The sequence below is a fragment of the Arcobacter roscoffensis genome, from assembly GCF_024267655.1.
GTDB classification, from domain to species: Bacteria; Campylobacterota; Campylobacteria; order Campylobacterales; family Arcobacteraceae; genus Arcobacter_B; species Arcobacter_B roscoffensis.
In genome coordinates this window covers 1,015,758-1,038,972 of sequence record NZ_CP100595.1, presented here as the reverse complement: position 1 = coordinate 1,038,972, position 23,215 = coordinate 1,015,758, and the positions used below count along the sequence as shown (strand labels likewise).

The 23,215-nt window shown below is 29.2% G+C and carries 29 protein-coding genes; 3 read left to right on the top strand and 26 right to left on the bottom strand.

Translation table 11 applies throughout. The features are described 5' to 3' along the window. Nucleotides 1–259: 259 nt before the first annotated feature. On the bottom strand, nucleotides 260–739 hold the full coding sequence (locus NJU99_RS05135; RefSeq protein ID WP_254577655.1) for a helix-turn-helix transcriptional regulator: 480 nt from the start codon (nucleotides 737–739) through the stop codon (nucleotides 260–262). A gap of 161 nt (nucleotides 740–900) precedes the next feature. Between NJU99_RS05135 and NJU99_RS05130 the strand changes: the two genes are divergently transcribed. Next, nucleotides 901–1,590, top strand: a complete 690-nt coding sequence (locus NJU99_RS05130) for a class I SAM-dependent methyltransferase (protein ID WP_254577654.1) — start codon at nucleotides 901–903, stop codon at nucleotides 1,588–1,590. Between the two features lie 274 nt (nucleotides 1,591–1,864). Here the strand turns inward: NJU99_RS05130 and NJU99_RS05125 are convergent, their stop codons facing one another. From NJU99_RS05125 to NJU99_RS05105, 5 genes are all read right to left on the bottom strand, one after another. Next, a complete protein-coding gene (locus tag NJU99_RS05125; protein WP_254577653.1) occupies nucleotides 1,865–2,338 on the bottom strand; it encodes a hypothetical protein in 474 nt (157 codons plus the stop codon). 147 nt (nucleotides 2,339–2,485) lie between these two features. Further along, a complete protein-coding gene (locus tag NJU99_RS05120; RefSeq protein WP_254577652.1) occupies nucleotides 2,486–2,944 on the bottom strand; it encodes a hypothetical protein in 459 nt (152 codons plus the stop codon). A 153-nt stretch (nucleotides 2,945–3,097) separates the two neighbouring features. Further along, complete coding sequence (locus NJU99_RS05115) at nucleotides 3,098–3,733, bottom strand: hypothetical protein (protein ID WP_254577651.1); 636 nt, start codon at nucleotides 3,731–3,733, stop codon at nucleotides 3,098–3,100. A 24-nt stretch (nucleotides 3,734–3,757) separates the two neighbouring features. Continuing rightward, the gene (locus NJU99_RS05110; protein ID WP_254577650.1) at nucleotides 3,758–3,994 is read right to left on the bottom strand and encodes a hypothetical protein; all 237 of its coding nucleotides are present in this window, start codon (nucleotides 3,992–3,994) and stop codon (nucleotides 3,758–3,760) included. A 29-nt stretch (nucleotides 3,995–4,023) separates the two neighbouring features. Further along, on the bottom strand, nucleotides 4,024–4,317 hold the full coding sequence (locus NJU99_RS05105) for a hypothetical protein (RefSeq protein WP_254577649.1): 294 nt from the start codon (nucleotides 4,315–4,317) through the stop codon (nucleotides 4,024–4,026). A gap of 322 nt (nucleotides 4,318–4,639) precedes the next feature. Between NJU99_RS05105 and NJU99_RS05100 the strand changes: the two genes are divergently transcribed. Both NJU99_RS05100 and NJU99_RS05095 read left to right on the top strand, forming a co-directional pair. After that, nucleotides 4,640–4,951: a phage integrase N-terminal SAM-like domain-containing protein gene (locus NJU99_RS05100; protein ID WP_254577648.1), complete on the top strand. Its 312-nt coding sequence runs from the start codon at nucleotides 4,640–4,642 to the stop codon at nucleotides 4,949–4,951. A 38-nt stretch (nucleotides 4,952–4,989) separates the two neighbouring features. Beyond that, nucleotides 4,990–5,442 (top strand): tyrosine-type recombinase/integrase, encoded by a 453-nt coding sequence (locus tag NJU99_RS05095; RefSeq protein ID WP_254577647.1) that lies wholly within the window; start codon nucleotides 4,990–4,992, stop codon nucleotides 5,440–5,442. Between the two features lie 141 nt (nucleotides 5,443–5,583). Here the strand turns inward: NJU99_RS05095 and NJU99_RS05090 are convergent, their stop codons facing one another. From NJU99_RS05090 to urtD, 20 genes are all read right to left on the bottom strand, one after another. Continuing rightward, entirely contained in the window at nucleotides 5,584–6,183 is a 600-nt protein-coding gene (locus NJU99_RS05090) for a leucine-rich repeat domain-containing protein (protein WP_254577646.1), read from the bottom strand. An 8-nt stretch (nucleotides 6,184–6,191) separates the two neighbouring features. After that, the gene (locus NJU99_RS05085; protein ID WP_254577645.1) at nucleotides 6,192–7,283 is read right to left on the bottom strand and encodes a glycoside hydrolase family 3 N-terminal domain-containing protein; all 1,092 of its coding nucleotides are present in this window, start codon (nucleotides 7,281–7,283) and stop codon (nucleotides 6,192–6,194) included. Nucleotides 7,284–7,343: 60 nt separating this feature from the next. Next, complete coding sequence (gene ureG / locus NJU99_RS05080; RefSeq protein ID WP_254577644.1) at nucleotides 7,344–7,931, bottom strand: urease accessory protein UreG; 588 nt, start codon at nucleotides 7,929–7,931, stop codon at nucleotides 7,344–7,346. A 22-nt stretch (nucleotides 7,932–7,953) separates the two neighbouring features. Next, nucleotides 7,954–8,655, bottom strand: coding sequence for an urease accessory protein UreF (locus NJU99_RS05075; RefSeq protein WP_254577643.1), 702 nt, complete (start codon nucleotides 8,653–8,655; stop codon nucleotides 7,954–7,956). Beyond that, nucleotides 8,630–9,064, bottom strand: coding sequence for an urease accessory protein UreE (locus NJU99_RS05070; protein WP_254577642.1), 435 nt, complete (start codon nucleotides 9,062–9,064; stop codon nucleotides 8,630–8,632). The genes NJU99_RS05075 and NJU99_RS05070 overlap by 26 nt, the downstream gene beginning before the upstream one ends. A gap of 24 nt (nucleotides 9,065–9,088) precedes the next feature. After that, nucleotides 9,089–10,789, bottom strand: a complete 1,701-nt coding sequence (gene ureC / locus NJU99_RS05065; RefSeq protein ID WP_254577641.1) for an urease subunit alpha — start codon at nucleotides 10,787–10,789, stop codon at nucleotides 9,089–9,091. Next, nucleotides 10,776–11,468 (bottom strand): urease subunit gamma, encoded by a 693-nt coding sequence (locus tag NJU99_RS05060; protein ID WP_254577640.1) that lies wholly within the window; start codon nucleotides 11,466–11,468, stop codon nucleotides 10,776–10,778. The genes ureC and NJU99_RS05060 overlap by 14 nt, the downstream gene beginning before the upstream one ends. Nucleotides 11,469–11,479: 11 nt before the next feature. Beyond that, complete coding sequence (locus tag NJU99_RS05055; RefSeq protein WP_254577639.1) at nucleotides 11,480–12,232, bottom strand: urease accessory protein UreD; 753 nt, start codon at nucleotides 12,230–12,232, stop codon at nucleotides 11,480–11,482. An 86-nt stretch (nucleotides 12,233–12,318) separates the two neighbouring features. Beyond that, on the bottom strand, nucleotides 12,319–13,659 hold the full coding sequence (locus NJU99_RS05050; RefSeq protein ID WP_254577638.1) for an 8-oxoguanine deaminase: 1,341 nt from the start codon (nucleotides 13,657–13,659) through the stop codon (nucleotides 12,319–12,321). A 10-nt stretch (nucleotides 13,660–13,669) separates the two neighbouring features. After that, nucleotides 13,670–15,109, bottom strand: a complete 1,440-nt coding sequence (locus NJU99_RS05045; protein ID WP_254577637.1) for a uracil-xanthine permease family protein — start codon at nucleotides 15,107–15,109, stop codon at nucleotides 13,670–13,672. A 13-nt stretch (nucleotides 15,110–15,122) separates the two neighbouring features. Continuing rightward, nucleotides 15,123–15,869 (bottom strand): outer membrane protein OmpK, encoded by a 747-nt coding sequence (locus NJU99_RS05040; protein ID WP_254577636.1) that lies wholly within the window; start codon nucleotides 15,867–15,869, stop codon nucleotides 15,123–15,125. A gap of 32 nt (nucleotides 15,870–15,901) precedes the next feature. Then, nucleotides 15,902–16,246, bottom strand: coding sequence for a hydroxyisourate hydrolase (gene uraH / locus NJU99_RS05035; RefSeq protein WP_254577635.1), 345 nt, complete (start codon nucleotides 16,244–16,246; stop codon nucleotides 15,902–15,904). Nucleotide 16,247: 1 nt separating this feature from the next. Continuing rightward, nucleotides 16,248–17,435 carry a urate hydroxylase PuuD gene (locus NJU99_RS05030; protein ID WP_254577634.1) on the bottom strand — a complete coding sequence of 396 codons (1,188 nt, stop codon included), beginning with the start codon at nucleotides 17,433–17,435 and terminating at the stop codon, nucleotides 16,248–16,250. A gap of 1 nt (nucleotide 17,436) precedes the next feature. After that, a complete protein-coding gene (locus NJU99_RS05025; RefSeq protein WP_254577633.1) occupies nucleotides 17,437–17,955 on the bottom strand; it encodes an ureidoglycolate lyase in 519 nt (172 codons plus the stop codon). Nucleotides 17,956–17,958: 3 nt separating this feature from the next. Continuing rightward, nucleotides 17,959–18,969 (bottom strand): allantoicase, encoded by a 1,011-nt coding sequence (alc, locus tag NJU99_RS05020; RefSeq protein ID WP_254577632.1) that lies wholly within the window; start codon nucleotides 18,967–18,969, stop codon nucleotides 17,959–17,961. After that, nucleotides 18,959–19,480: a 2-oxo-4-hydroxy-4-carboxy-5-ureidoimidazoline decarboxylase gene (uraD, locus tag NJU99_RS05015; protein ID WP_254577631.1), complete on the bottom strand. Its 522-nt coding sequence runs from the start codon at nucleotides 19,478–19,480 to the stop codon at nucleotides 18,959–18,961. Before uraD ends, alc begins: the two co-directional genes overlap by 11 nt. 240 nt (nucleotides 19,481–19,720) lie before the next feature. After that, nucleotides 19,721–20,641, bottom strand: coding sequence for an allantoinase PuuE (gene puuE, locus NJU99_RS05010; protein ID WP_254577630.1), 921 nt, complete (start codon nucleotides 20,639–20,641; stop codon nucleotides 19,721–19,723). 3 nt (nucleotides 20,642–20,644) lie between these two features. After that, entirely contained in the window at nucleotides 20,645–21,331 is a 687-nt protein-coding gene (locus NJU99_RS05005) for a GntR family transcriptional regulator (protein WP_254577629.1), read from the bottom strand. Between the two features lie 261 nt (nucleotides 21,332–21,592). Further along, entirely contained in the window at nucleotides 21,593–22,288 is a 696-nt protein-coding gene (urtE, locus tag NJU99_RS05000) for an urea ABC transporter ATP-binding subunit UrtE (protein ID WP_254577628.1), read from the bottom strand. A 138-nt stretch (nucleotides 22,289–22,426) separates the two neighbouring features. Further along, nucleotides 22,427–23,215 (bottom strand): urea ABC transporter ATP-binding protein UrtD, encoded by a 789-nt coding sequence (gene urtD / locus NJU99_RS04995; RefSeq protein WP_254577627.1) that lies wholly within the window; start codon nucleotides 23,213–23,215, stop codon nucleotides 22,427–22,429.

Genomic DNA, 23,215 nt, shown 5'->3' with positions numbered 1-23,215 from the left:
CTATCTTCCCAATGTATAAATATTTTATATATAATATACATAAATTTTCTTTGTATTAGTTGAGCTTTTTTGATTAATATAGCAATTTTATCATAGCTTTTTTTGAGTGTGTGAAGGGGTAACTTTTATGAAATAGATTTAGACAATAAGATGAATGGTATGAAAAATCAAATTTTACATACCACTTTTTGATGTTTAAATATTTATTTTTCGTATCATGATTTGTGTTTGTTTTCAATATAAAAATTATCATACTGAATCATACCCTACTTCTATTAACTTCTTTAGTAACCCTAGATACTTCAAAAAGCAATTCATTGATATCTTTGTTTTTTTTGATTTCTTTGATACAAGAAAGTATTTCATTTAAGTGCCATATAGAAGGATTTCCTATATGAATTGGTGTTGGTAGATAAGATATATTTTCTTCAAAAAGTTTTCTTATATATTGTCTTGAATAGCCTAAAATAGATGCTACATCAGAAATACTTACTATATCAGGAGTTGCTTCTACTAGTTTGGCATCCTTTATGGCTTTTTTGACATCAGTTATTGCACTTTTTATAGCTTCATTTGCACTATTTGATTCTCTTGAAAAAGACAATGCTATCATTCCAAACTGACCTGTACTTATAATGGCATCATCACAAGCACTTTCATATAAACTATCTAAGTATTCATTTATATCTTTTGATATATTGGGAACTTTAAATATAAGTTCAAAATCATAATTTTTCATTTTTTACCTTTAGATAATACATTTATCAATTATATAAAATAAATATATTATTGTCAACTGACAACTAAATAAAAAATGCAGAGAAATTCTTATTTTATAAACACTCTAGCACCCTTAAGAAAACTACTGCTAAAATCACTCAAAAACAAAAGGCGTATATTATGAATGATTTTGATTTTCTAAATAAAGATACTTTTGAAGCAGATAAATACAAAGACATGGTTAAGTCTTATTATGAAAAAGACAAACCTACACAATGGTTTGACCATATTTATGAGAGTGCCAAAGGTGACTATACGAAGGTGTTTTGGGCTGACTTAGAGCCAAGTCCTTATCTTGTATCTTGGCTAAAAGAAAACCCTATAAACAAAGCGAATAAAAGAGCTTGTGTTATTGGCTGTGGAGTTGGTGATGATGCACAGGCTTTAAGTGAGTTTGGTTTTGAAGTTATAGCTTTTGATATTTCACCAAAGGCTATAGAGCTTTGTAAAAACAGATACCCTGATACAAAAGTGCAGTTTATAGTAGCTGATTTGTTTGACTATCCAAAAGAGTGGTTTGAGAGTTTTGATGTAGTTTATGAGTGTAATACGATTCAAGTTTTACCAGATGAATACAGAAAAAAAGCAAGAACTTCTATGACTTCCCTTCTTTCAAAAGATGGATATATTTTAGTTTCATGTAGAAGTAGAGATGAGCATGAAAAAGAAGATGAAATACCAAAACCTTTAAGTAAATCAGAAATAGATGAGTTCATAACAGTACAAAATCTAAAAGAGCAAAGTTTTTTAGCTTATGATGATGAGCAAGTACCAAGTGTTCCTCACTTTTTTGCAGTTTATAAAAAGTGATTTTTATTGTTCAAAAGGTCTGATTTTAGAGAATCTATAAATTCTACTTCTTGAATACTTTTTGGAACAAATTATATCTCTACATAAAGCTTATAAAGCCGATAAGTAAGATTTTCTGATTTTCTTCCAAAATTTAGAGTTTATAGGAGTTCTAACGTTGGACTTGAAAAACAAGGGTATGATTCCACTTGATAATTTCAAATTTTCATTTGAGCTTTTTTGTTCTAAAAAGTTAAAATAAACCGCAGTATACCCTTGTTTTTCTTCCAAGGTTTTAGCACTTTAAGTTAGTATACAATTCTGTATCTAATGGTTTCTGAATCTTTATGTACCATAGCCTAAACCCAATAAAAGTCATTGGAATACTTACGAACAATATAATAAAAGAAATTATAGCAAGATAAAAAAGATTTTTCTTATAATATGCTATAAGTGTAGATTTAACACGAATTTCATTTAAACTATTCTCATTAACAAGATTGTTTTTTTTGATTTCTTTTTCTAATTCAATATATTTTAATGATTGCTTATCTTCTGTTTGAGCTAGTTTATCAAGTATATCTAGATCATTAGAAGTAATAGATATCTTTTTTTCAATTAAATCCATTTCTCCAGTAAGATATATTATTTTTATATCTATTTCGTGTTTAAGGTATAAGGGGATAACAAAGAAAAAAATGGTAATTAACATGCTAGATATACTTAAAAACTTATAAAGATTGTCTGTTGGGATATTTGGGATATTCACTGATTATTTCCTATGCTAACGGTTGAATTGAAAAACGAGGAAAGATTCCATCTGATTATTCAATACCACTTTTAAATTCTACTTACAATTTATAACTTTAAAACCGCAAGTACACCCTCGTTTTTCTTTCCAATGTTTTGTTATCAATTAATATTTATGCACAAATCCATTGACCCTGAAATTATTTTTGCTATATGATTCTGTAACATTTAGAATAGTTTGATATTGACCTTCATTAACAATATCAAAGACTACAAATACATCATTATCTTTTGGATTAAATTTATCCATCATGTTTAAGGTGCCTCTTGCTTCAATTAGCTCATTTGTTTTTAGCAATGCTGGACCAGGTACTATTCTGTTATCAGAATTTTTTCTTGTTGATGGTATTTCACTCCAATTAAGAACTTGTGTGTAAGCCTTTTTGTCATTTTTATTCATACTTATTATTTTTATTGGAGGTTTTATTGAAAATGTTGATTGTCCAATATTTCGTATCCACATTACAATATTTTCACCATTTTTATTATTGGTGGCACTTATTTGAGCATCTATATAAATAGTATGTTTTGGAGTTAAATATTCTTGAATTTGAAAATAACCCAATATTGAACTTAATAGTGCACCCCATATTGCTAAATAAAAAACTATTTTATCTTTCACTATATACTCCATCCTTGATATAAATATTGATAACGTTTAAAATGAGCCAATAAATTGCCTGCAGGGTAATTTATTGACTCCACTGATTTGTTATGTTTATCGCTTACCTGATGCAAGTACAAAACCTAAAAATATAAATGTTAAAAATGAAGAAAATGCCTTTCCTATACTCATTTCATTATAAAGCCATATAGATAGTATGGCTATTATTGATGAAAATACCATAAAAATAAGTGTTTGAATTCTTCTCCATTCGTAAAAGTCCACAAGCTTAAACTTATCAACTATAAGTGCAATATATAGCGAGCATTTATTTACAATTAATAAAAGAGGAAGATAAAATACAATAGCTATTCCAATAAAAACTGATTGTACAATATTCGACTGTATTAGAATGTGTGGTAAATAAGCACCTATAAATCTAGCATCATCTAAATAAACAACACCTTTATTTAATAATCCACCTTTTAACAGTGGTGGCATAAGTAATGCTAAATATAATAACATGAACGTATAAAAATAAAAAAACATATTAAAGAAAGTTCGATTTAATTTTTCTTTATTTCTTGATCTTACATCATTTTCTTCTATGGATTCTAATGTGTTTTTTAATGATTTGTTTTCGGATGGAGATGGTATCCATGAAGAGTTTTTTCTAGCTAATTCAAGTATTATCGCAGCAATAATACTTGAAATAACTCCATAAAATATTGTTGTTAAAACATCATTCATTTGCTTCCTTTATTATGCTGTTTCTCAACGTATTTCATAAACTGCTTGAGTTCCACGTGCGTATTCATGGATATACTTACCTCTAATTTCATATTTAGCCTGTGTTCCTCTAGCATATTCATGAATCAGGTTGCCTCTAATTTCGTAGATTGCTTGTGTACCACGAGCATACTCATGAATTAAATTACCGCGAATCTCATATTTAGCTTGAGAACCACGCCCATACTCATAAATTCGTTTTCCATTGTATTGATTACTCATAATATTTTTCTCCAATGACTTGTTATATTTTAACTATTTGCTTTTCTCATTAATTCTGCTTGTAATTGCTTTTGTTTTTTTTCTGCAATAGGAATAAGGATATCCCGAACATCTTCATCATAAAATTCTTTTATATCTTTTTTGATTTTATTAATACATGCCTTTAAATGATCCATTGTCATATCTGGAATGAATTGTAATTCTCCCAAACCATCTTTCCAAAAATATTCATTATCATCACTTTCAGGATATTCAACATAATACATAAATGGTTGTTTTGTATATCTATCAATTTTAATTTGTAATTCTTGTTGTGTTAACATGTTTCTCCTTTTATGTATAACTATTTATTAGTAATACATTATATACTAATTACCCATAAAATTACTTAATAGTAATACATTTTAAATGTTATGATATCAAGTTAGACAAAGTCCTATAAATAGGATTAATTCAATAAAATATAAAATAATATATTACAATATGTAATATTTTTTATCTTATTTTTTATCTTATTTTTTATCTTTGATATAATTATTTTTGTTAGATTATTAACTAATATCCTTAATATCTTATCAAAATGTTCTGATATTGATTAAAAACTGTAATAGTTTAACATAATGATAAATATATCAGGAGTCTATTATGGGTAAAAAATTACTAGATATTATGAGAGACAAAATACGATTTAAGCACTACAGTATAAAAACAGAACAAAGCTATATCGGCTGGGCTAAAAGATATATTATTTACCATAAGAAAAGGCACCCTATAGAAATGGGAAAAATCGAAATAGAACAGTTTTTGACTTATCTTGCCACAAAACTAAACGTATCTCCTACAACACAGAACCAAGCCTTTAATGCAATATTATTTTTATATGAACAAGTTTTAAATATCTCTTTAAAAGACCAAAATATTCAAGCACTAAGAGCAAAAGAAAGCATATTCCTGTAGTTTTAACTATAAATGAAGTAAGAAGTATTATATTAAATATGACAGGTATTTATCAACTCATAGTTAAACTTATGTATGGGTGTGGATTAAGAATGAAAGAAGCACAATATATACGTATAAAAGATATTGATTTCGGATACGATAAAATCTATATTTGGGATAGTAAGTCACTTAAAGATAGAACTTTACCACTTCCACTAAAAATAAAAGATGAACTTAAAATTCAAGTTGAGAAAGTAAAAGAAATACACCAAAAAGATTTAGAAAATGGATATGGAAGTGTATATATACCTTATGCACTTGAACGAAAATTTCCAAAAGCAAAATTTGAAACCAAATGGCAATATGTTTTTCCTATTTTGCAGAATGGTACAGATATACGAAGCATTCAAGAACTTTTAGGACATAAATCTATAGAAACTACGATGATATATACACATGTAGTAAAAGAATTAAATAAAGGTGATATTAAATCACCATTGGATTTTTAAATTTTATGAATAAATATTGATTGTTAAATTCTGATTCAAAACCTGTACTTTTTGGCGCAAATTAGGATTAGTAAGATTAACTATACTAAAATTCTAGGAACTATCAGTTACTGATACAAAACTCTGAGCAGTCTTAAAAAATCAAGAGTTTTGAAAGACTTTTAAGCTTTCAAACTCTTCTATTTTAAGTTCATTTTGTTTTATTTTATTTCCACTTACATCTAGTCTTTTTAGATTTTTTAGATTTTTTAACTCTTTTGGTAAATTTTCCAATAAATTTCCACTAATGTCCAAGTTTTTTAGACTTTTCATATTTGTTATTTCTTTGGGTATTTCTTTTATCTTATTGTTTCTTATTATCACTCTTTGAAGCTTTGGCATTTTTAGAAGTTCACTAGGAAACACCTCAAAACAGTTATCATTTAAGACTATTTTTTCTAAGTTTCTTAGCTTATAAAATCCTAGTGGTAACTCTTTTAGCTTATTTGATGTGAGATAAAGTGTTTTTAAGTTTTCAAGCTTAGAAATCTCAAAAGGCAAAGTTTCTAAAGTATTATTTCTAATATCTAAACATTCTAGCAAGTTTAAGCTAGCTATTTCATTTGGTAGCATCGAAATAGCATTGCTCCAAAGGTAGAGTTTCCTTAAAGAGCTTATTTCAAAGACCTCTTTAGGGATTTCTTTTAAGTTTTTATGGTTTAGATTTAAAGTTTCGATAGTTTTATCTTCAAATTCAAACATTGTTATTTTTATATCTTTTGAAGTAGTGTTTCTATCTTTTTATTTGAATCAACTATTTTATCAAGAGATATTTTTCCTTTTTGTATTTGTGTGTAAACTGTATTTATGATAGTTTCAAGTTTTACAGGTTTTGCAAGTTGATTTGCAAAAAGCAAGATATTTACACCTGAATTTATAGCTAAAGTTACTGTATCTTCTAAACTATAGTGTGAAGAGATAGCTTTCATTTGTAAGTCATCACTTATTAAAACACCTTTATAGTTTAGCATATCTCTCAAAATAATAGTATTTATATCATATGAAAGTGTTGCAGGATAGTTTCTATCCATCTCTTTATTGAAAACATGAGCACTCATAATCATATCAACTTTATTGTTCTGTATTAGATATTCATATGGTTTCATCTCTTCTTGTTTCCAAGTTTTTGTTACATCTACAAAGCCTTTATGAGAGTCTCCATAAGATGAACCATGTCCAGGGAAGTGTTTAAGTACAGAGATAACACCTTGTTTTCTTGATTCTTCTACAAAGATAGAAGCATACTTTATTACTTGTTTTGGGTCTTTTCCATAAGATCTTTTTAGTTTATAGATTACTTTATTTTTAGGATTTATAGCTAGATCAACTACTGGTGCGAAGTTTAGGTTTATTCCATTTTCTTTTAGCTGTTTTGCAAGTGTTTGATACTCTTGTCTTGCAAAGTTTTCACCCATTGAAGAGACTTTTTGGGCTGATGATGTATACTTAAATCCATAAGCAGGTTTTAGTCTTTGCACGACTCCACCCTCTTGGTCTATAGAGATTAAAAGTTTCTCAACTTTAATATTTTGAAGTTTTGAAGTTAAAGTTTTAAGTTGAGTAGGATTTACTATATTTTTTCTTTTACTTTTATCATTTGGGTCTTTATCAAAAAGAATAACACCACCTAGATTATAGTTTTTTATATCCTTATATATTTTATCATTTACAGATACATCTGTACCATGAAAACCTAAGACTACCATCTTTGCTATCATATTTTCTACTTGTTTTTTTGTATAGTTTTCATTTGCAAATAAACAACTAACAAAAAGGCTTAGAACAAAAAGTTTTTTTATCATATATTTTCTCTTTTTAAAATTTATGAAATTATATCCTTTTGCTCTTTTTAAATACTTATATCAAAGTAAAACCTCTACCCACTCTACTAGTTTTTCTAAACTTTTTTCATCTTTGTTTGTGATAAAAAGCGAGGGTTTATTTTTTCTATTGTTTGCTACATCTTCTTTCATCTGCTCTAAATATACACCAACATAAGGGGCTAAATCTGTTTTATTTACCACAAGTAAATCACTAAAAAGTAAACCAGCACCCTTTTTTCTAGGAATATCAGCACCTTGTGCAACATCAATAACATATAAGTAATAATCTATTAATTCATAAGAAAAAGTAGCACTTAGATTGTCTCCACCACTTTCTACAAAAATAATATCAGGATTAAACTTCTCTTCTAACTCAACTACTGCTTTTTGATTCATAGAAATATCATCTCTGATTGCTGTGTGAGGACATCCTCCTGTCTCAACTCCTAGAATTCTATTTTCATCTAAATCAAGTGTTTTTTTAAGATAGTTTGCATCTTCTGTTGTATAAATATCATTTGTTACTATTCCTAAACTATATTTATCTTTCAAAACATTTGTAAGGCTTTCAATCAAAGAAGTTTTACCACTTCCTACTGGTCCTGCTATTCCTATTTTTAGTGCCATTTTTTCTCCTACTGACTAATTTTTATGTAATAAATAGTTTGGGTTCTAAATTTTTATGTTTAAATATCACTTCTTCAAAAAGTGGATTAAAATTTGTAATCTTTTCATCAATATTTTCATAATCAAACTCATCTAAAAACTCATCAAACTCAAATAAGAGTTGTTGAATTTGTGAGGGTTTTATTCTTGATATTTTTAGTGTTGCTGCACAGATGTTTATGAGATTTTTTTTAGTCCACATTACTATAAAATCTTCTATTTTTATATCCATATCAAAGGCTAGTGAGCTTAAAACTAAAAGTTCATTTCCTAAACACTGTTTATTTTCTATTTTTAAAAAGTACTCTTTTACTATTTGCTTTTGGGGCAAAGTTTTTGTTTGAGCAAAATAGTTTTCACCTATATGTTTTGAAGCCTTCGCATACTCAAAAGTCAAATATGCCCCTAGATTTTTATCAAGTTTTTTTAATACTACTAGATTTTCACTACTTAAAGCCTCATAGACTTTTTTGATGTATACAAACTCTTGTTTTGCATACTGATCATAAATAAAGTTTTTAAGATACTCTCTTAAAGTATCTATATCTTTTACTTCTTCTAAAACCATATGAGGTTCAAGTCCAAAAGAGTGAACAAAAACACCTGAGGGAAAACTTCCATCAAGTATTTGCAAAAATCTACTTAAGCTTTTTAAAGTCTTAGTGTGAGTGGTGTGCTTTTCCATTTGGTTTAAAATACCCTCTTGTCTTTTCTACTTTTATTGACTCATTTTTATAGCAGTCTTTGATAATATCTTCAATAGATATATCATCTAAAACCACTATTTTTGACTCACTTATTTGCACTGGTTGGTGTCTATTTCCTATCTCATAAGCAGTTTTTGCAAAACTAAGTGCATCTTTAAACTCTAAGATATAAATCATATCTTCACTTCTTGAAACTTTGATAGTAAAGCCATCTTCATCAACTAAAATATCATTTTCATGCAAGTGCGTAAACTTGGCTTTTATTATAAAATCAACACCTTTTTTACTTACAGCTGTTAGGTTTGGTTTTTGCATATCAAACCATGATAACTCAACCTCATCATCAAAACTGATGTCTTTTTTTATTTCTATTATTTTTTTTATCATTTATATTCCTTAAAATGTCACATTTTAAAATAAGAAGTATTTCTTAGCCATTGGCACTTCACTTACATAATTTGATTCTATTAGTTTTCCATCAACTCTTACATCATAAGTTTCAGGGTCAACCTCAACCTCACCTATGAAATCATTTAGTTTCATATCTTTTTTACCTATATTTCTTGTGTTTTTTACACTTAAAACTTGTTTGTTTATTCCAAGTTTACTAGCTAAGTTTTCACTTGCTACTTTTGAAGTAAAAATAGCACTTGTTTTAGCACTAGCCTTACCAAGACTACCAAACATAGGTCTATACATATTTGGTTCAGGTGTAGGAATAGAAGCATTACTATCTCCCATCATAGCAAGAGCTATAAATCCACCTTTTAGTACAAGTTCTGGTTTCACTCCAAAAAATGCCCTATTCCATAAAACTAAATCAGCCATTTTTCCAACTTCAACACTTCCCACATACTCATCAATTCCACAAGCAATTGCAGGGTTTATAGTGTATTTTGCTATGTATCTTTTGATTCTTTCATTATCACTTTTTTCATCATCACCCTCAAGAGCTCCTCTTTGTTTTTTCATAGAGTCAGCAACTTGCCAAGTTCTTATTACTACTTCACCTACTCTTCCCATAGCTTGTGAGTCAGAACTAGTAATAGAAATAGCTCCTAAGTCTTGTAGTACATCCTCAGCTGCGATAGTATTACCTCTAATTCTACTTTCTGCAAAGCTCACATCCTCAGGAATTTTAGGGCTTAAGTGATGACAAACCATAAGCATATCAAGGTGTTCTTCAATAGTATTTTTTGTATATGGAAGTGTTGGGTTTGTACTTGAAGGCAAAATATTTGCTAAACCTGCAACTTTCATAATATCAGGGGCATGACCACCACCAGCTCCTTCACTATGGAAAGTATGAATAGTTCTATTTTTAAAACTATCAACTGTATTATCCACAAAACCTGACTCATTTAAAGTATCTGTATGAATTGCAACTTGTATATCAAAATCATCTGCAACACTAAGACATGTATCAATAGCCTTTGGAGTACTTCCCCAATCTTCATGAAGTTTAAGACCCATAGCACCTGCTTCTATTTGCATTTTTAAAGCTTCATAGCTTGAACTATTTCCTTTTCCCATAAATCCAAAGTTCATAGGTATATCATCAACACTTTGAATCATCTTTGATATATTCCACTCACCAGGTGTACAAGTTGTAGCATTTGTTCCTGTGTTTGGTCCAGTACCACCTCCAAGCATAGAAGTAACACCACTAGCTAGTGCTTCATCAATTTGCCCAGGAGAGATAAAGTGAATATGAGAGTCAATTCCCCCTGCTGTTATGATTTTTCCCTCAGCTGAAAGTATTTCTGTATTTGCACCAATCTCCAAACCTTCACTAATACCATCACAAAGATTTGGATTTCCTGCTTTTCCAATAGCACTAATTAAGCCATCTTTTATTCCAATATCAGCTTTATAAATTCCTGTATAATCAATAATAGTAGCATTTGTGATAATCAAATCACAAGTAACAGTTGCTGTTGGGCTTTGAGCCATACCATCCCTAATAGTCTTTCCCCCACCAAACTTAACCTCTTCACCATAAGTAGTATAATCTTTTTCAATTTTTGCTATTAATGAAGTATCAGCTAATCTAAATCTATCACCCTTTGTTGGACCATACATAGAAGCATATTTTTGTTTACTTATCTTCATCACACTCTCCTAAAAACTTCTCTAAATTTTTTTTAGCTTTTTCTTTAGTTTCTTCATCATCTAAAAAGCCTTCCACTAAACCATTAAAACCACTCATATATCTTTTTCCAGTAAAGGCAACTAAATCAACTTGTTTTTTAGAACCTGGCTCAAACCTTACAGATGTTCCAGCAGGTACATCAAGTCTTTTTCCATAAGCTTCAAATCTTTCAAAATCAAGCTCTTTATTTACCTCAAAAAAGTGATAGTGTGAACCTATCTGAACAGGTCTATCCCCTTTGTTTTCTACTTCTATTGTAGTAATCTTGGCATTTTCATTTAATATAAGTTCTTCATCATCTACTAAATACTCTCCTGGAACTTCTATATCTTTTGAAGTTGGTATTGGATTATGAACAGTTACTAGTTTTGTTCCATCATCAAAAGTAGCTTCTACTTGAACCATAGAAATCATAGAAGCAACTTCAGGTATTACATCATCTTGTTTTAAAACTTTAGTTGCATCAACCATAAGTTGAGCTACACTTTTTCCATCTCTAGCACCTTCTATGATATATGAAGTGATAATAGCAACAGCTTCAGGATAGTTAAGTTTTAAGCCTCTATCTTTTCTCTCAAGGGCTAATTTTGCTGCTGTATAAATTTGCAGTTTTTCTGATTCACGATTTGTAAGAAACACACTTTCTCCTTTTATTGTTTTCCTAGATTAAACTCTTTTTTATTTAGACTTTTTCTATATAAACTCCAAATAAAAAAGATTTCTTTTCTTAAACTGTTCATATTTTCATGGGATATTACAGCTATAAGCATTTTTTGATTTGAAGAGTAAGTTATACTTTCAAAACCACTTTTATAAACCTCATTTAAAAACTCTTCATTGTTTTTTGTTTTAATATAAATTTTGGCAAAAAAGTTTTGTTTACTCTTTTTTCTTTTCATATAATCTTTTAGTTGAACACCACTTACATCAAACTTTTCTTGATACTCTAAGTTATTGTTTTCATAAAAAGAGTTTTTCATAAGCATAGAAGTAAAATCAAAGTTCTCATAACTTCTTCCACGACTCAAAATATCAGTATAAAAAAATGTAGAGTTTTCATCAAAACTTAGTCTAAAAAGCTGTATATATTTTGATTGTTCATATAAAATCAACTCATCATTTATAAACTCCAAGTTCGCGCTTTTTTGAAGTTTGATATTGATATAGTTGATTCCATACTCTTTTTTTGATTTATAAATCTTAGTTGCAGATTCAGTTGTAAGAACTAAGTTTGATTTATTCAAAGATACATGAAGTTTTATTCTATCTTTTGGAAATATTCCCTCACCTATATTTAGAAGTTTTATATAGTTTTCATCTTCGTTAAAATAGTAATATCGTGACGGTAAAAGTAGTTTATCTAAACTAAATACATCTTCTTTAAAACCAAACTTTATGCTCATATTTCCTCTTAATCATGTCTATAATTTATAAAGATATTTTAACTAAAAACATCCAGTTATTTTTTCTACATTTGTATATAAAATAATCACACAGCTAATTTTTTAGCCTGTTTTTTATGATTTGAGATAATCTCTTCTATATCCATATCAACTATTTTTGAATCAAGTACTCTAAACTTACCTGCTACCATAACAGCATTTGCTTTTCTTGCTCCACATAATAGTAAGGCAGCCAAAGGATCATGAGAACCTGAAAACTGAATTTCATCAAGTTTAAAAAATGCTATATCGGCTTGCTTACCTACTTTTATTTCACCTAAGTCATCTCTTCTTAAAAGACTTGCACTTCCTTTTGTTGCCCAAGATAATGCCTTTTGATGTGTGATTTTTGTAGAACCATATTTCAATCTTTGAAGATACATAGCCATTCTTACTTCTTGAATCATATTTGAACCATCATTTGAAGCAGAGCCATCAACACCTAAACCTACTATTGCCCCTGCTTCTTCAAGTTCTAAAGTCTTACAAATTCCAGAAGCTAACATCATATTTGAAGTTGGACAATGAGTAATACCAACATTTGCTTTTCCAAGTCTTGAAATCTCTTCATCATTAAAGTGTATTCCATGGGCTAACCATGTTTTATCATGTAACCAATTTGTATGCTCTAAATAATCAACAGTTCTCATACCAAACTTTTCTAAACAAAACTTTTCTTCATCAATTGTTTCAGCTAAATGAGTATGTAGACAAACATTATATTCTTCTGATAATTTTGCACTCTCTTTCATAAGCTGTGTTGATACAGAAAAAGGAGAACAAGGGGCTAAAGCAATTTGGCTCATAGCACCTTCATTTTCATCATGATAAGCTTTGATTAGTCTAATTGAGTCATCAATTATTGTTTGTTCATCTTGAACTACACTTTGAGGAGGTAAGCCACCATCATCTCTTCCTAAACTCATAGAACCTCTTGTGAAAACTGTTCTTATTCCAAGCTCTTTTGCAACTTGAACTTGAATGTCAATGGCATTTTCTAATCTTTTAGGAAATACATAATGATGATCACTAGCAGTAGTACAACCTGAAAGCAAAAGCTCACTTAAAGCAAGTTTTGTAGAGTGATAAATCATCTGTTCATCAAGATTTTCCCAAACATCATATAAAGATAAAAGCCAAGGGAATAGCTCTTTATTTAAAGCTGTTGGATATGCCCTTGTCAAAGTTTGATAAAAGTGATGATGAGTATTTATTAAACCAGGAGTTACTACTAATTGTGAGGCATCAAATACCTCATCAATTAGATTTAAAGGAGTAGCACCTTTTGGTACTAATTCTATAATTTTATCATCTTGTACTACTAAACCATTTTCGGCATTAGTTGCGTATATAGCTAAAGGCTGCTTTATCCAAATTTTCACTCCCATAAATCTCCCTTCAGATAGCTGCACTAGCTGGTGTTGCAAAATCTTGTTTTATAGGTTCTTCACTTGGTAATTCTTGTACATCTTCTGCTTTTGAGATAAATAGTGAAGCCAAAATAGCGGTGATACCACCTGCTGTAATAGAAGAACCAAATACACTTTTGATAATTTTTCCTAAATCTCCACCCACATTAGCAGCTACTGTATTTACGATTTCAGGAACTAATAAAACCCCTAAACCCATACCAAAAGAGATAGCTAGAATCAGCATATTTCTTCTATTTAGATTTACCTGAGATAAAATTTTTATTCCAGCTATTGCAACAGTTGCAAACATAATAATAGTTGCACCTCCTAAAACAGAGTTTGGTATAGCTCTAAAAGCCGCACCAATATGAGGAAACAATCCAAGAATAATTAAAATTGCTCCAATCCATACACCAATAAATCTACTTGCAATTCCAGTTAACTGAATAACTCCATTATTTTGACTAAAAGTAGTATTTGGAAAAGTATTAAATACTCCTGCAATTAGTGAGTTAACACCATCAGCTAAAACTCCACCTTTTATTCTTTCTAAATAAGACTTTCCTTTTATATCTTGTTTTGAAATCATACAGTTTGCTGTAATATCTCCTGATGATTCAATAGCAGTAATTAAATAAATCAATGCAATTGGTATAAAAGCAGCAATATCAAAATCAAAACCATATTTAAATGGAATTGGTATACTAATAACTGATTCAACTTGAGTAATTGAAGCAAAATTTACTTTTCCCATAAACATGGCAATTACAAAACCAACTAACATACCTAGAATAATCGAAGATAATCTAACCCATTGGTTTGGTGATTTATTTGCAATAATTATTGTAAGCATTACAATAAATCCTAAAAATAGATTCTCAAAACTTGCAAAAAATTCAGGTTTATTTGTCATAAGCCATTTTCCACCTGCTAAGTCTGTAAATCCTACTTTGATTAAACTAATACCAATAATAGTAATAACTGTACCTGTAACTAAAGGAGTGATTATTCTTTTTAATTTTGATAAAACTTGGCTAAGTCCTATTTCAATAAATGCACCTAAAACACATACACCAAATATCATTGCTAAAATATCATCAGGGCCACCACCATTTGCTTTAGCTATAAATCCTGCTGCTAATACTGAACTTAAAAAAGCAAAACTTGTACCTTGTACACATATCATACCTGTACCAATTCCCATTGGTTTTTTGGCTTGAATAATAGTACCAACTCCTGAAACCATAAGTGCCATAGAGATTAAATAAGGGATTTCACTTCCTAATCCAAGTACCCCTCCTATAATTAAAGTAGGGGTAATAATTCCAATAAAACTAGCTAATACATGTTGTATTGCTGCAAAAAAAGACTCCCTTGCGGAGGGATTATCATCAAGTTTATAAATTAATTCTTTATCATTACTCATTTTTTATCCTTTCTTACCAAGAAAATTTAATCATTGCTTGTAAAGCACTAGTTTTTACATGAGGGTTACTTGATGTAAAATCGTTTTTGAATTCATAGTAGTATAAGTGTTCAACTCCAACTTGTACAGCTTTTCCTTCAATTTCAAATAAATCATATAAAAGTTGGTTTTGAGTTCCTAGGTTATATCCTGTTAAATCCACAAAACCTTTAAAAGATATTCCATAATCCTTAAACTTTTTCCCATAAACTGTTGTTACTTGATAAGTATTTCTATCATAATCTTTTGCTTTGATTGTTAGATCTACATTTCTATAATAAAGATTTGCTTGAAAGAAATCGAATCCAGGAACATTTAAGTCAGCTCCAACTCCAAGTAAACCTGCTTTAAAATCAGAATTACTTCCATAGTTATACTGTGACGCGATAAAATAATCTTTTACAAATGAGTTTGATAAATCTTTGTCTGTTAAGTAACTTAAACTCAATCTTGGTGCAAGCTCAGCATAAATCCATGATTTATTATCCTTGTTATATAACTGTCCACTACTTGCTTGTGCATAATCGGCAAAGAAAAAGACATCACCCATTTTTCCTTTTGTTAAAGTCTCAAATGTAACTGTTGTTTTATTTTTACCTTCGTTTGTATCGTAAACTGCACTATTTCCATCAAATTTTCCATTTAATACTGATAAACTTGTTGAACTAAATGCAAATAAAGATAAATTGATTCCTAATGTTAACGCTATAATTTTTTTCATTTTAATAATCCTTGTAATATTTATAATTTTTTTTAACTACCCTTATATGTTGAGTAGCCATAAGGTGATAATAAAAGAGGAACATGATAATTATCCTCTTTTAAATCAATACAAAATCTAATTACTACATCTTCTAAAAATGTAGATTTGATACCATTTTCTTTAAAATAAGATGCTGTATAAAATACAAACTCATAAGTTGCTTTTTCTAGTTCTTCATCTTTTAAAATAGGCTCATTAACTCTTCCATCACTATTTGTAAAAACTGTTTTTAAAAGCTTTTTGTTTTCATCTTCAAGCTTAAAAAGTTCAATTTTTACATTTTCTGCTGGCTTACCTAATGTTGTATCTAAAACATGTGTACTTAATTTTTTCATCTTATTTTTCCTTTGATAAAGAGATAAGCCAATTTGCAAGATTTGTTCTCTCTTCATCTGTCATATTTGTTTTATTTGCTAAAGGCATTGAAGCACTTGCGATTGTTCTTGAATAAATTGCATCTTTAGCATTTATAATCTGCTCTTTTGTATCAAGAATAAAACCTGATGGTGCTACACTAAAACTCTCATCTCTTGGGTTTGAAGAGTGACATGTTGCACATCTTTTTTCTATAATAGTTGCGATTTTTTCATACTCTACTACTTTTGCATTCTCACTTAAAACTCTTTTTTGAGGCATAAGTGCATAAAATACACTAGCTGTTAAAATAACAACTAAGGCTAAAACTAAAGAAGTTCCTTTTTTACCTTCACCTTTTAAGTTAAAGTAGTGTCTAATTAATACTGTTGTTATGAAAATTAAAACCAACATCAAAGCTGGATTTACATTTGAATAAAACATTGGAAAGTGTCCGCTTAACATAATAAATAGTACAGGTAAAGTAAAATAGTTATTGTTTCTTGATCTAATATATCCCTTGAAAACCAAATCATTTCCAATATCTGCTTTATCTACACAGGCTTTAACTAGTTGTTTTTGAGAAGGAATAATTACAAAAAATACATTTAGAACCATAATAGTTCCTATCATTGCTCCAATCTGAATAAACACAGCTCTTGGTGTAAAAAACTGCTGATAAAATAAAGCAAAAAGTGCCACAACACCTAGCATAATTAAAGCAATAATATTTTGCTTATTAACTAATGCTGTTTTTGTCAAACTATCATAAATCAACCAGCCTAAAACCAAACCAAAAAAACTTAGTGCAATTCCTGTTATTGCAGAGATTGAACTATTTGGCAATAATAAATATGAGTTTGCGTTGTAATAATAAATCACTACTAATAAAGCAAATCCTGTTATTAAGGTAAAATAAGCTTCCCATTTAAACCAATGTAACTCTTTTGGAAGTTCATTTGGATAAGATTTATACTTTTCTAAATAGTAAAAACCTCCACCATGAACAGCCCATAAATGACCTGCAATTCCTTCTTTTTGACCTGCTTGTCTATTTAAATTATTCTCTAACCAGTTAAAATAAAATGAGGCTCCAATCCATGCAATTCCTGTTATGAAATGGGCAAACCTAATCATTGTATTTAGCCAGTCTAATATATATGCTTCCACTTTATGTCCTTTCTAAAGTGATATTCTCATTAATAAAATCAAACTCTATACACTCTTCAATTTTACTTTGAGTCAAACCTTTATCACTTCTATCTATTACTATAAACTCTTCATTGTCTTCTAAACTAATCAAAGGAAAATGCCAAATACCTCTGTCATAATGTACCCCTTGACTTCCATCTGTTACAAAAGCTTTAATTGTTGATAAATCAGGTTTATCTTCGCCTAATGCAACCACAAGTAAAAAAGGTTTTTCACTTCTTGGCATAAAGGTTTGAGAAAAAAATGGATGCTTTTCAAGCATATTTATACTTAAAGGAAACTCTCTTTTCTTTGCAATATAAATATGTAGTGTTGAAACACCATTTTTCTCATTTGCATCCATCAAACAAAGTTCATAATGCTTTTTTGCAAAGCCATTATTTATGATTTTGCTTTTTGAGTCTTTTGTACTTAATACCTTTCCATAAGCACTAAAGCTCTCCTGTGTTAAAGCTTGTGGTTTTAAACTAAGCTTCATTTTCTATACTTCTTCTTTTACAAATTTTCCAAAAAGTTTAAGTCTAGAAACTCCACCATCTGGAAAAATATTTATTCTAATATGTGTTATTGGTTTATTATGAAGCAAGAAACTCTTATCAAAATAGTGTTCTTTGTTCATTTGTAGTTTTTGTGAAGAGATCAAATCTTCCCAAAATATACTTTGAGTAATTACACTACTTGGTGTAGTATTTGGCAAATAAGCACTACAAATACTAAATGAGTCAGGATAATTTCCTTTGAAGAAATTAGTATCAATCATGATATTATCAACAACTGCACTATTTCCTAACTCTATAATTCCCCAGTCATAACCAGGTTCTCTTCTTCTTCTAGTCTCCCAACCATCACCCATATTTAAAGCTTTACTATCTTTTAGGATGTTTTTTAGTTTTCCAAAAAACTCATTGTTTGTAGAAACTGCTTTTGCACCAGTTTTTGCACTTATAACATTTATATTGTCTTCTTTAAAAAGCTTTTCATTAAAAACTATAGAACCATAAGCTCTAAGTCTTGCAATACCACCATCAGGATAAATATCAACTTTTAAATGACTTACTTGCTTTTGTGAAATACAAGTAAATAATTCTTGATTATCCCCTTGTAAGTCTGATTGTTCTAATAATTCAAACCATTCTTGTGTATCTTGATTTGAGATAAACTCTTCATCATTTCCATTTTTACTAAAACACCCTTTTATTGAAACAGCTGGGGGGAAATTTCCTTTAAAAAAGCTTGTATCTACTAAGAAGTTATCGATTGTTGAGATTTCTGCAAGCTTGATGATACAGTAGTCATTTCCATCATTTCTTCTTCTTCTAGTTTCCCAACCGTCCATCCAATGACCATTATCATCATACTCATCTTTAAAAACAGCATCTGTGTCTTCTAGCATTCTATTTGCTTGTGCAAAAAACTCATCACTTGAGTAAATAACCCTTGAACCTAAATCATAACTTGCAACATTTGCTAGGTTATCAATACTATTTTTCATAAATATCCTTTATTCTTAAAAGAGCAATTTGATTGATTTGATTTAAAGATTCCTCATGCTCTTGCTCTTTTGTATTTTTAATTCTTCTTTCAAAACTTTCTAAAATCTCTTCTTTTGATTTATTTTTAATTGCCATAATAAAAGGAAAGCCAAATTTCTCAAAATATTTTGTATTTAAGCTTGTAAACTTCTCAAGTTCATCCTTGCTACATGAATCCAAACTTGCTGACTTTTGTTCATTTTGAGAGTTTAGTGTTAGCTCTTTAAAAGCTAATTTCTCTTTTGCTAACATAGGGTGAGCTTTTATTAGTAAGTCTTGTTGACTCTTTGTAGAGTTTAAAACTATTTGAGAAAGAAGAATATGAAACTTTTGTACATCATCATATAATTCATTTGCCTTTGCAATTTCATAAGAGTCCTTTATAATCCAAGCTGAATGCTCGTAAACATCCTTGAAAGTATCAAGAAAAAGTTCTTTATTTTTATTTGCTAAAGTATGAGGTTTAATCATTAAAATTCCTTTTTATATCTAATAATATTTTTCATTATATTTTTTACTAGACATAAAAAGTGTGTATATCTATCAATTTATAATGAAAAATGATTTTCTTATCACTGCATTTTCCTTATTTAATAATATTTTCACTATAATTGTATTGGCGTGACTTTTTTAGGAAATATTTTAAATATGGATTAAAAAAGTCATTTTTATGGTGGTATACTTAAAATTGATTGCTTCATCAAATATCCTTTAAATTTTTAATTCACTAAAATTATTTATCCAATGTCTAGCTACTTGCTCTCTTGTGCAAAACCAAACATCATCAAATCCACTTACATAATCTAAAAACTTTTTCATAGCAGCTATTTTCCCAGGACGACCCAAAATTCTACAGTGCATTCCTATAGACATCATTTTTGGACTTGTTTTTCCTTCTTCATATAAGGTGTCAAAACTATCTTTTAAGTACTCATAAAACTCTTGTGAATATGAAAAGCCATTTGGTAAAAACCTCATATCATTATTATCCATAGTATAAGGAATTACTAAATGCTTTTTTGAAGTAATTTCAGGTGAAAAATATGGTAAATCATCATTATAAGCATCGCTGTCATATAAAAAACCACCCTCTTTTACTACAAGCTCCCTAGTATTAACACTATCTCTTCCTGTGTACCATCCAAGAGGTCTTTTCCCTATCATTTGCTCTAAAATTTCTATACTTTTATATAAATGATCTTCTTCAATAGATTTATCAATATTTTGATAATTTATCCATCTATATCCATGAGAACAAATGTCATAATTGTTTTTAGCTAAGTATTCAGCAAGTTTTGGATTTCTAGCAATTGCCATAGCAACTGCAAAAATAGTAACTGGAATATTATAAGCTTTAAAAAGCTCTAAGACTCTCCAAACACCTACTCTTGAACCATATTCATATAAAGACTCTATGCTTTTATGTCTTGCTTTAAAGGCTTGAGGATTTGCCATATCTGATAAAAACACTTCACTTGCTTCATCTCCATGTAAGATTGAGTTTTCAGCACCTTCTTCATAATTTAAGACAAACTGTAAAGCAATTTTTGCATTATTTGGCCATTTTGGGTTTACTGGATTATTTCCATAGCCTATTAAATCCCTTGGGTAATTTTTATTAAAATCATACATCAACTATTTTCCAAAAATTAAATTTATTTTTTTACTTGGCTTTATATCAAAATCTAAAGACTCAACACAATGATTTAAATGCTGATACATAATACTTTTTGCATTTTCAATATCATGACTTTCAATAGCTTTTATAACTACTTTATGTTCATCGTAAGAGCAAAAAGATGTTTCTTGATTATCATAAATAAGTGCAGCAAGTGTACTTAAAGCAATCAAAGGTTTTAAGGCATTTATTAAATAGTCATTTTTTGTTAAAAGTGCCAAATTTAAGTGAAAATCACAAGAACTTTTTACATACTCACCATTTCTAAGAGATACTTTTAAAAACTCTTCTGTTTCTACACTTTGATTTAAAAGACTTAAATCCAGCTCATTTTTAGCATGCATTTGTGTAAGTATTTGAATTATCCCTAACTCTAATATTTTTCTTGTTGCAAAAATATCTTTTGTATCTTCTTTTGTTAACCAAACAACATGAAAACCTTGATTTTTTTTATACTTTAAAATTCCCATGCTTTGAAGTTGACTAAAAGCCTTTCTAATAACATCTCTACTTGTATTAAACTCTTTTGCTAAAACACTCTCAGAGAGTTTTATTCCTGCTTGTATTTTTTTATTTAATATTGAATCAAAAATAAAATAGACGATTTCCTCTTCTAAAGTTCTATGTTCATTTATTTCAAGCATTAAGTAAATCCTTTTTTGATATGAGGAAATATTAGCAGATTGTCAACAATAATTGTATACAATTCTTGTATATAATATATTCATTTTATATATTTATAATATATAATACAATTTGTTTATATATTTTTTATATAGCTGTATATTTTTTGTATAAATATTTAAAAGATTGTCTACAATATTTTGGATTATTTGATAGTTTTTTTAGATACAAGAAGTATAGATCAAGACTAAGTTTTTCTTGACCTATTTTATTTTGTGAATTTAAACAGACATATATTTATTTACAATATCATCACTTAGTTCATTGATTTCACCATTTGCTACAACACTACCTCTATCTAATACATAAAAGTCATCTCCATGTCGTCTTGCAAAAGGAAGTTTTTGCTCAACTAACATAACTGTCATATCTTCTTCTTTTGTAAGATAATCAATAACCTCACCTATTTGAGCTACGATATTTGGTTGTATTCCCTCACTTGGTTCGTCCAAGATTAGAAATTTTGGATCTATACATAAAGCCCTTGCAATTGCTAATTGTTGTTGCTGACCTCCACTTAAATCCCCACCTTTTCTTTTTTGCATATCTTTTAAAACAGGAAAAAGCTCATAGATTTTTTCAGGTACTTTTTTGATTTTATTTCTATTTGCTAATACACCTATTTGAAGATTTTCTAAAACTGTAAGTTGTGAAAATATCTCTCTTCCTTGAGGTACATATCCTATGGCAATACCTGCTCTTTTATGGTCACTTAAGTTTGAAATATCTTTTCCATCATATAAAAGCTGTCCATCTTTTATAGGAAGTAATCCCATAATTACTTTACTTAGTGTTGTTTTACCAACACCATTTCTTCCCATAATACAAGTACACCTACCTTTTTTAAGCTCTAAACTTAGATCCCAAAGAGTATGACTTTGTCCATAGTATTGATTTATTTTTTCTATTTTTAACATATTGTTTTTTCCTATTAAATTGTCCCAATTTAACAGGGACCTTTTTATCTATAACACTTTTTAACACAATTTATAAAAAATTGTTAAAAGTGAACAAAACCCTAAAGGGGCAAACGAGTTTGCCTTTATATTTGGGTTCTATTCACCCAAATATACTTGTCTTACTTTCTCATTGTTCTGTATAGCATCCATGCTTCCCTCAGCTAAAACAGACCCCTCATGTAAAACTGTAACTTTTTTAGCGATACTTCTAATAAACTCCATATCATGCTCAACGACTACAACTGCATTATCTTTTGCTAAATTTGTTAGAATTTCAGCTGTATTTTCCACTTCTTGGGGAGTCATTCCTGCAACTGGTTCATCTACAAGTAGAAGTTTTGGTTCTTGCATGATTAACATTCCTATTTCTAACCACTGCTTTTGCCCGTGTGATAAAATACCTGCTTGCCTATGCACTAAATCTTTAAGTCCAATAAGTCCTAAAGTCTCATCAATTTTATCTTCTTGCTCACCACTTAACTTTGAAAATAGAGTTTTAAAAAACCTTTTATCTTCTTTCATAGCAAGTTCTAGGTTTTCAAAAACTGTATTGTTTTGAAAAACAGTTGGTTTTTGGAACTTTCTTCCAATACCTATTTGAGCTATTGTTGGCTCATTAAGTCCAAGTAAATCAACAGCTTCACCAAAAACAACATGACCTTCATCTGGTCTTGTTTTTCCTGTTACTACATCCATCATAGTTGATTTTCCTGCACCATTTGCACCAATAATACATCTAAGCTCACCATAATTTATAGAAAAACTTAGATTATTTAAAGCCTTGAAACCATCAAAACTAACACTTACACCATCAACTAAAAGGATTCTATCTCCTTTTTTTAAATCACCTACATTTTGTTCATTTTCATGTTTTAATAGTTTCAT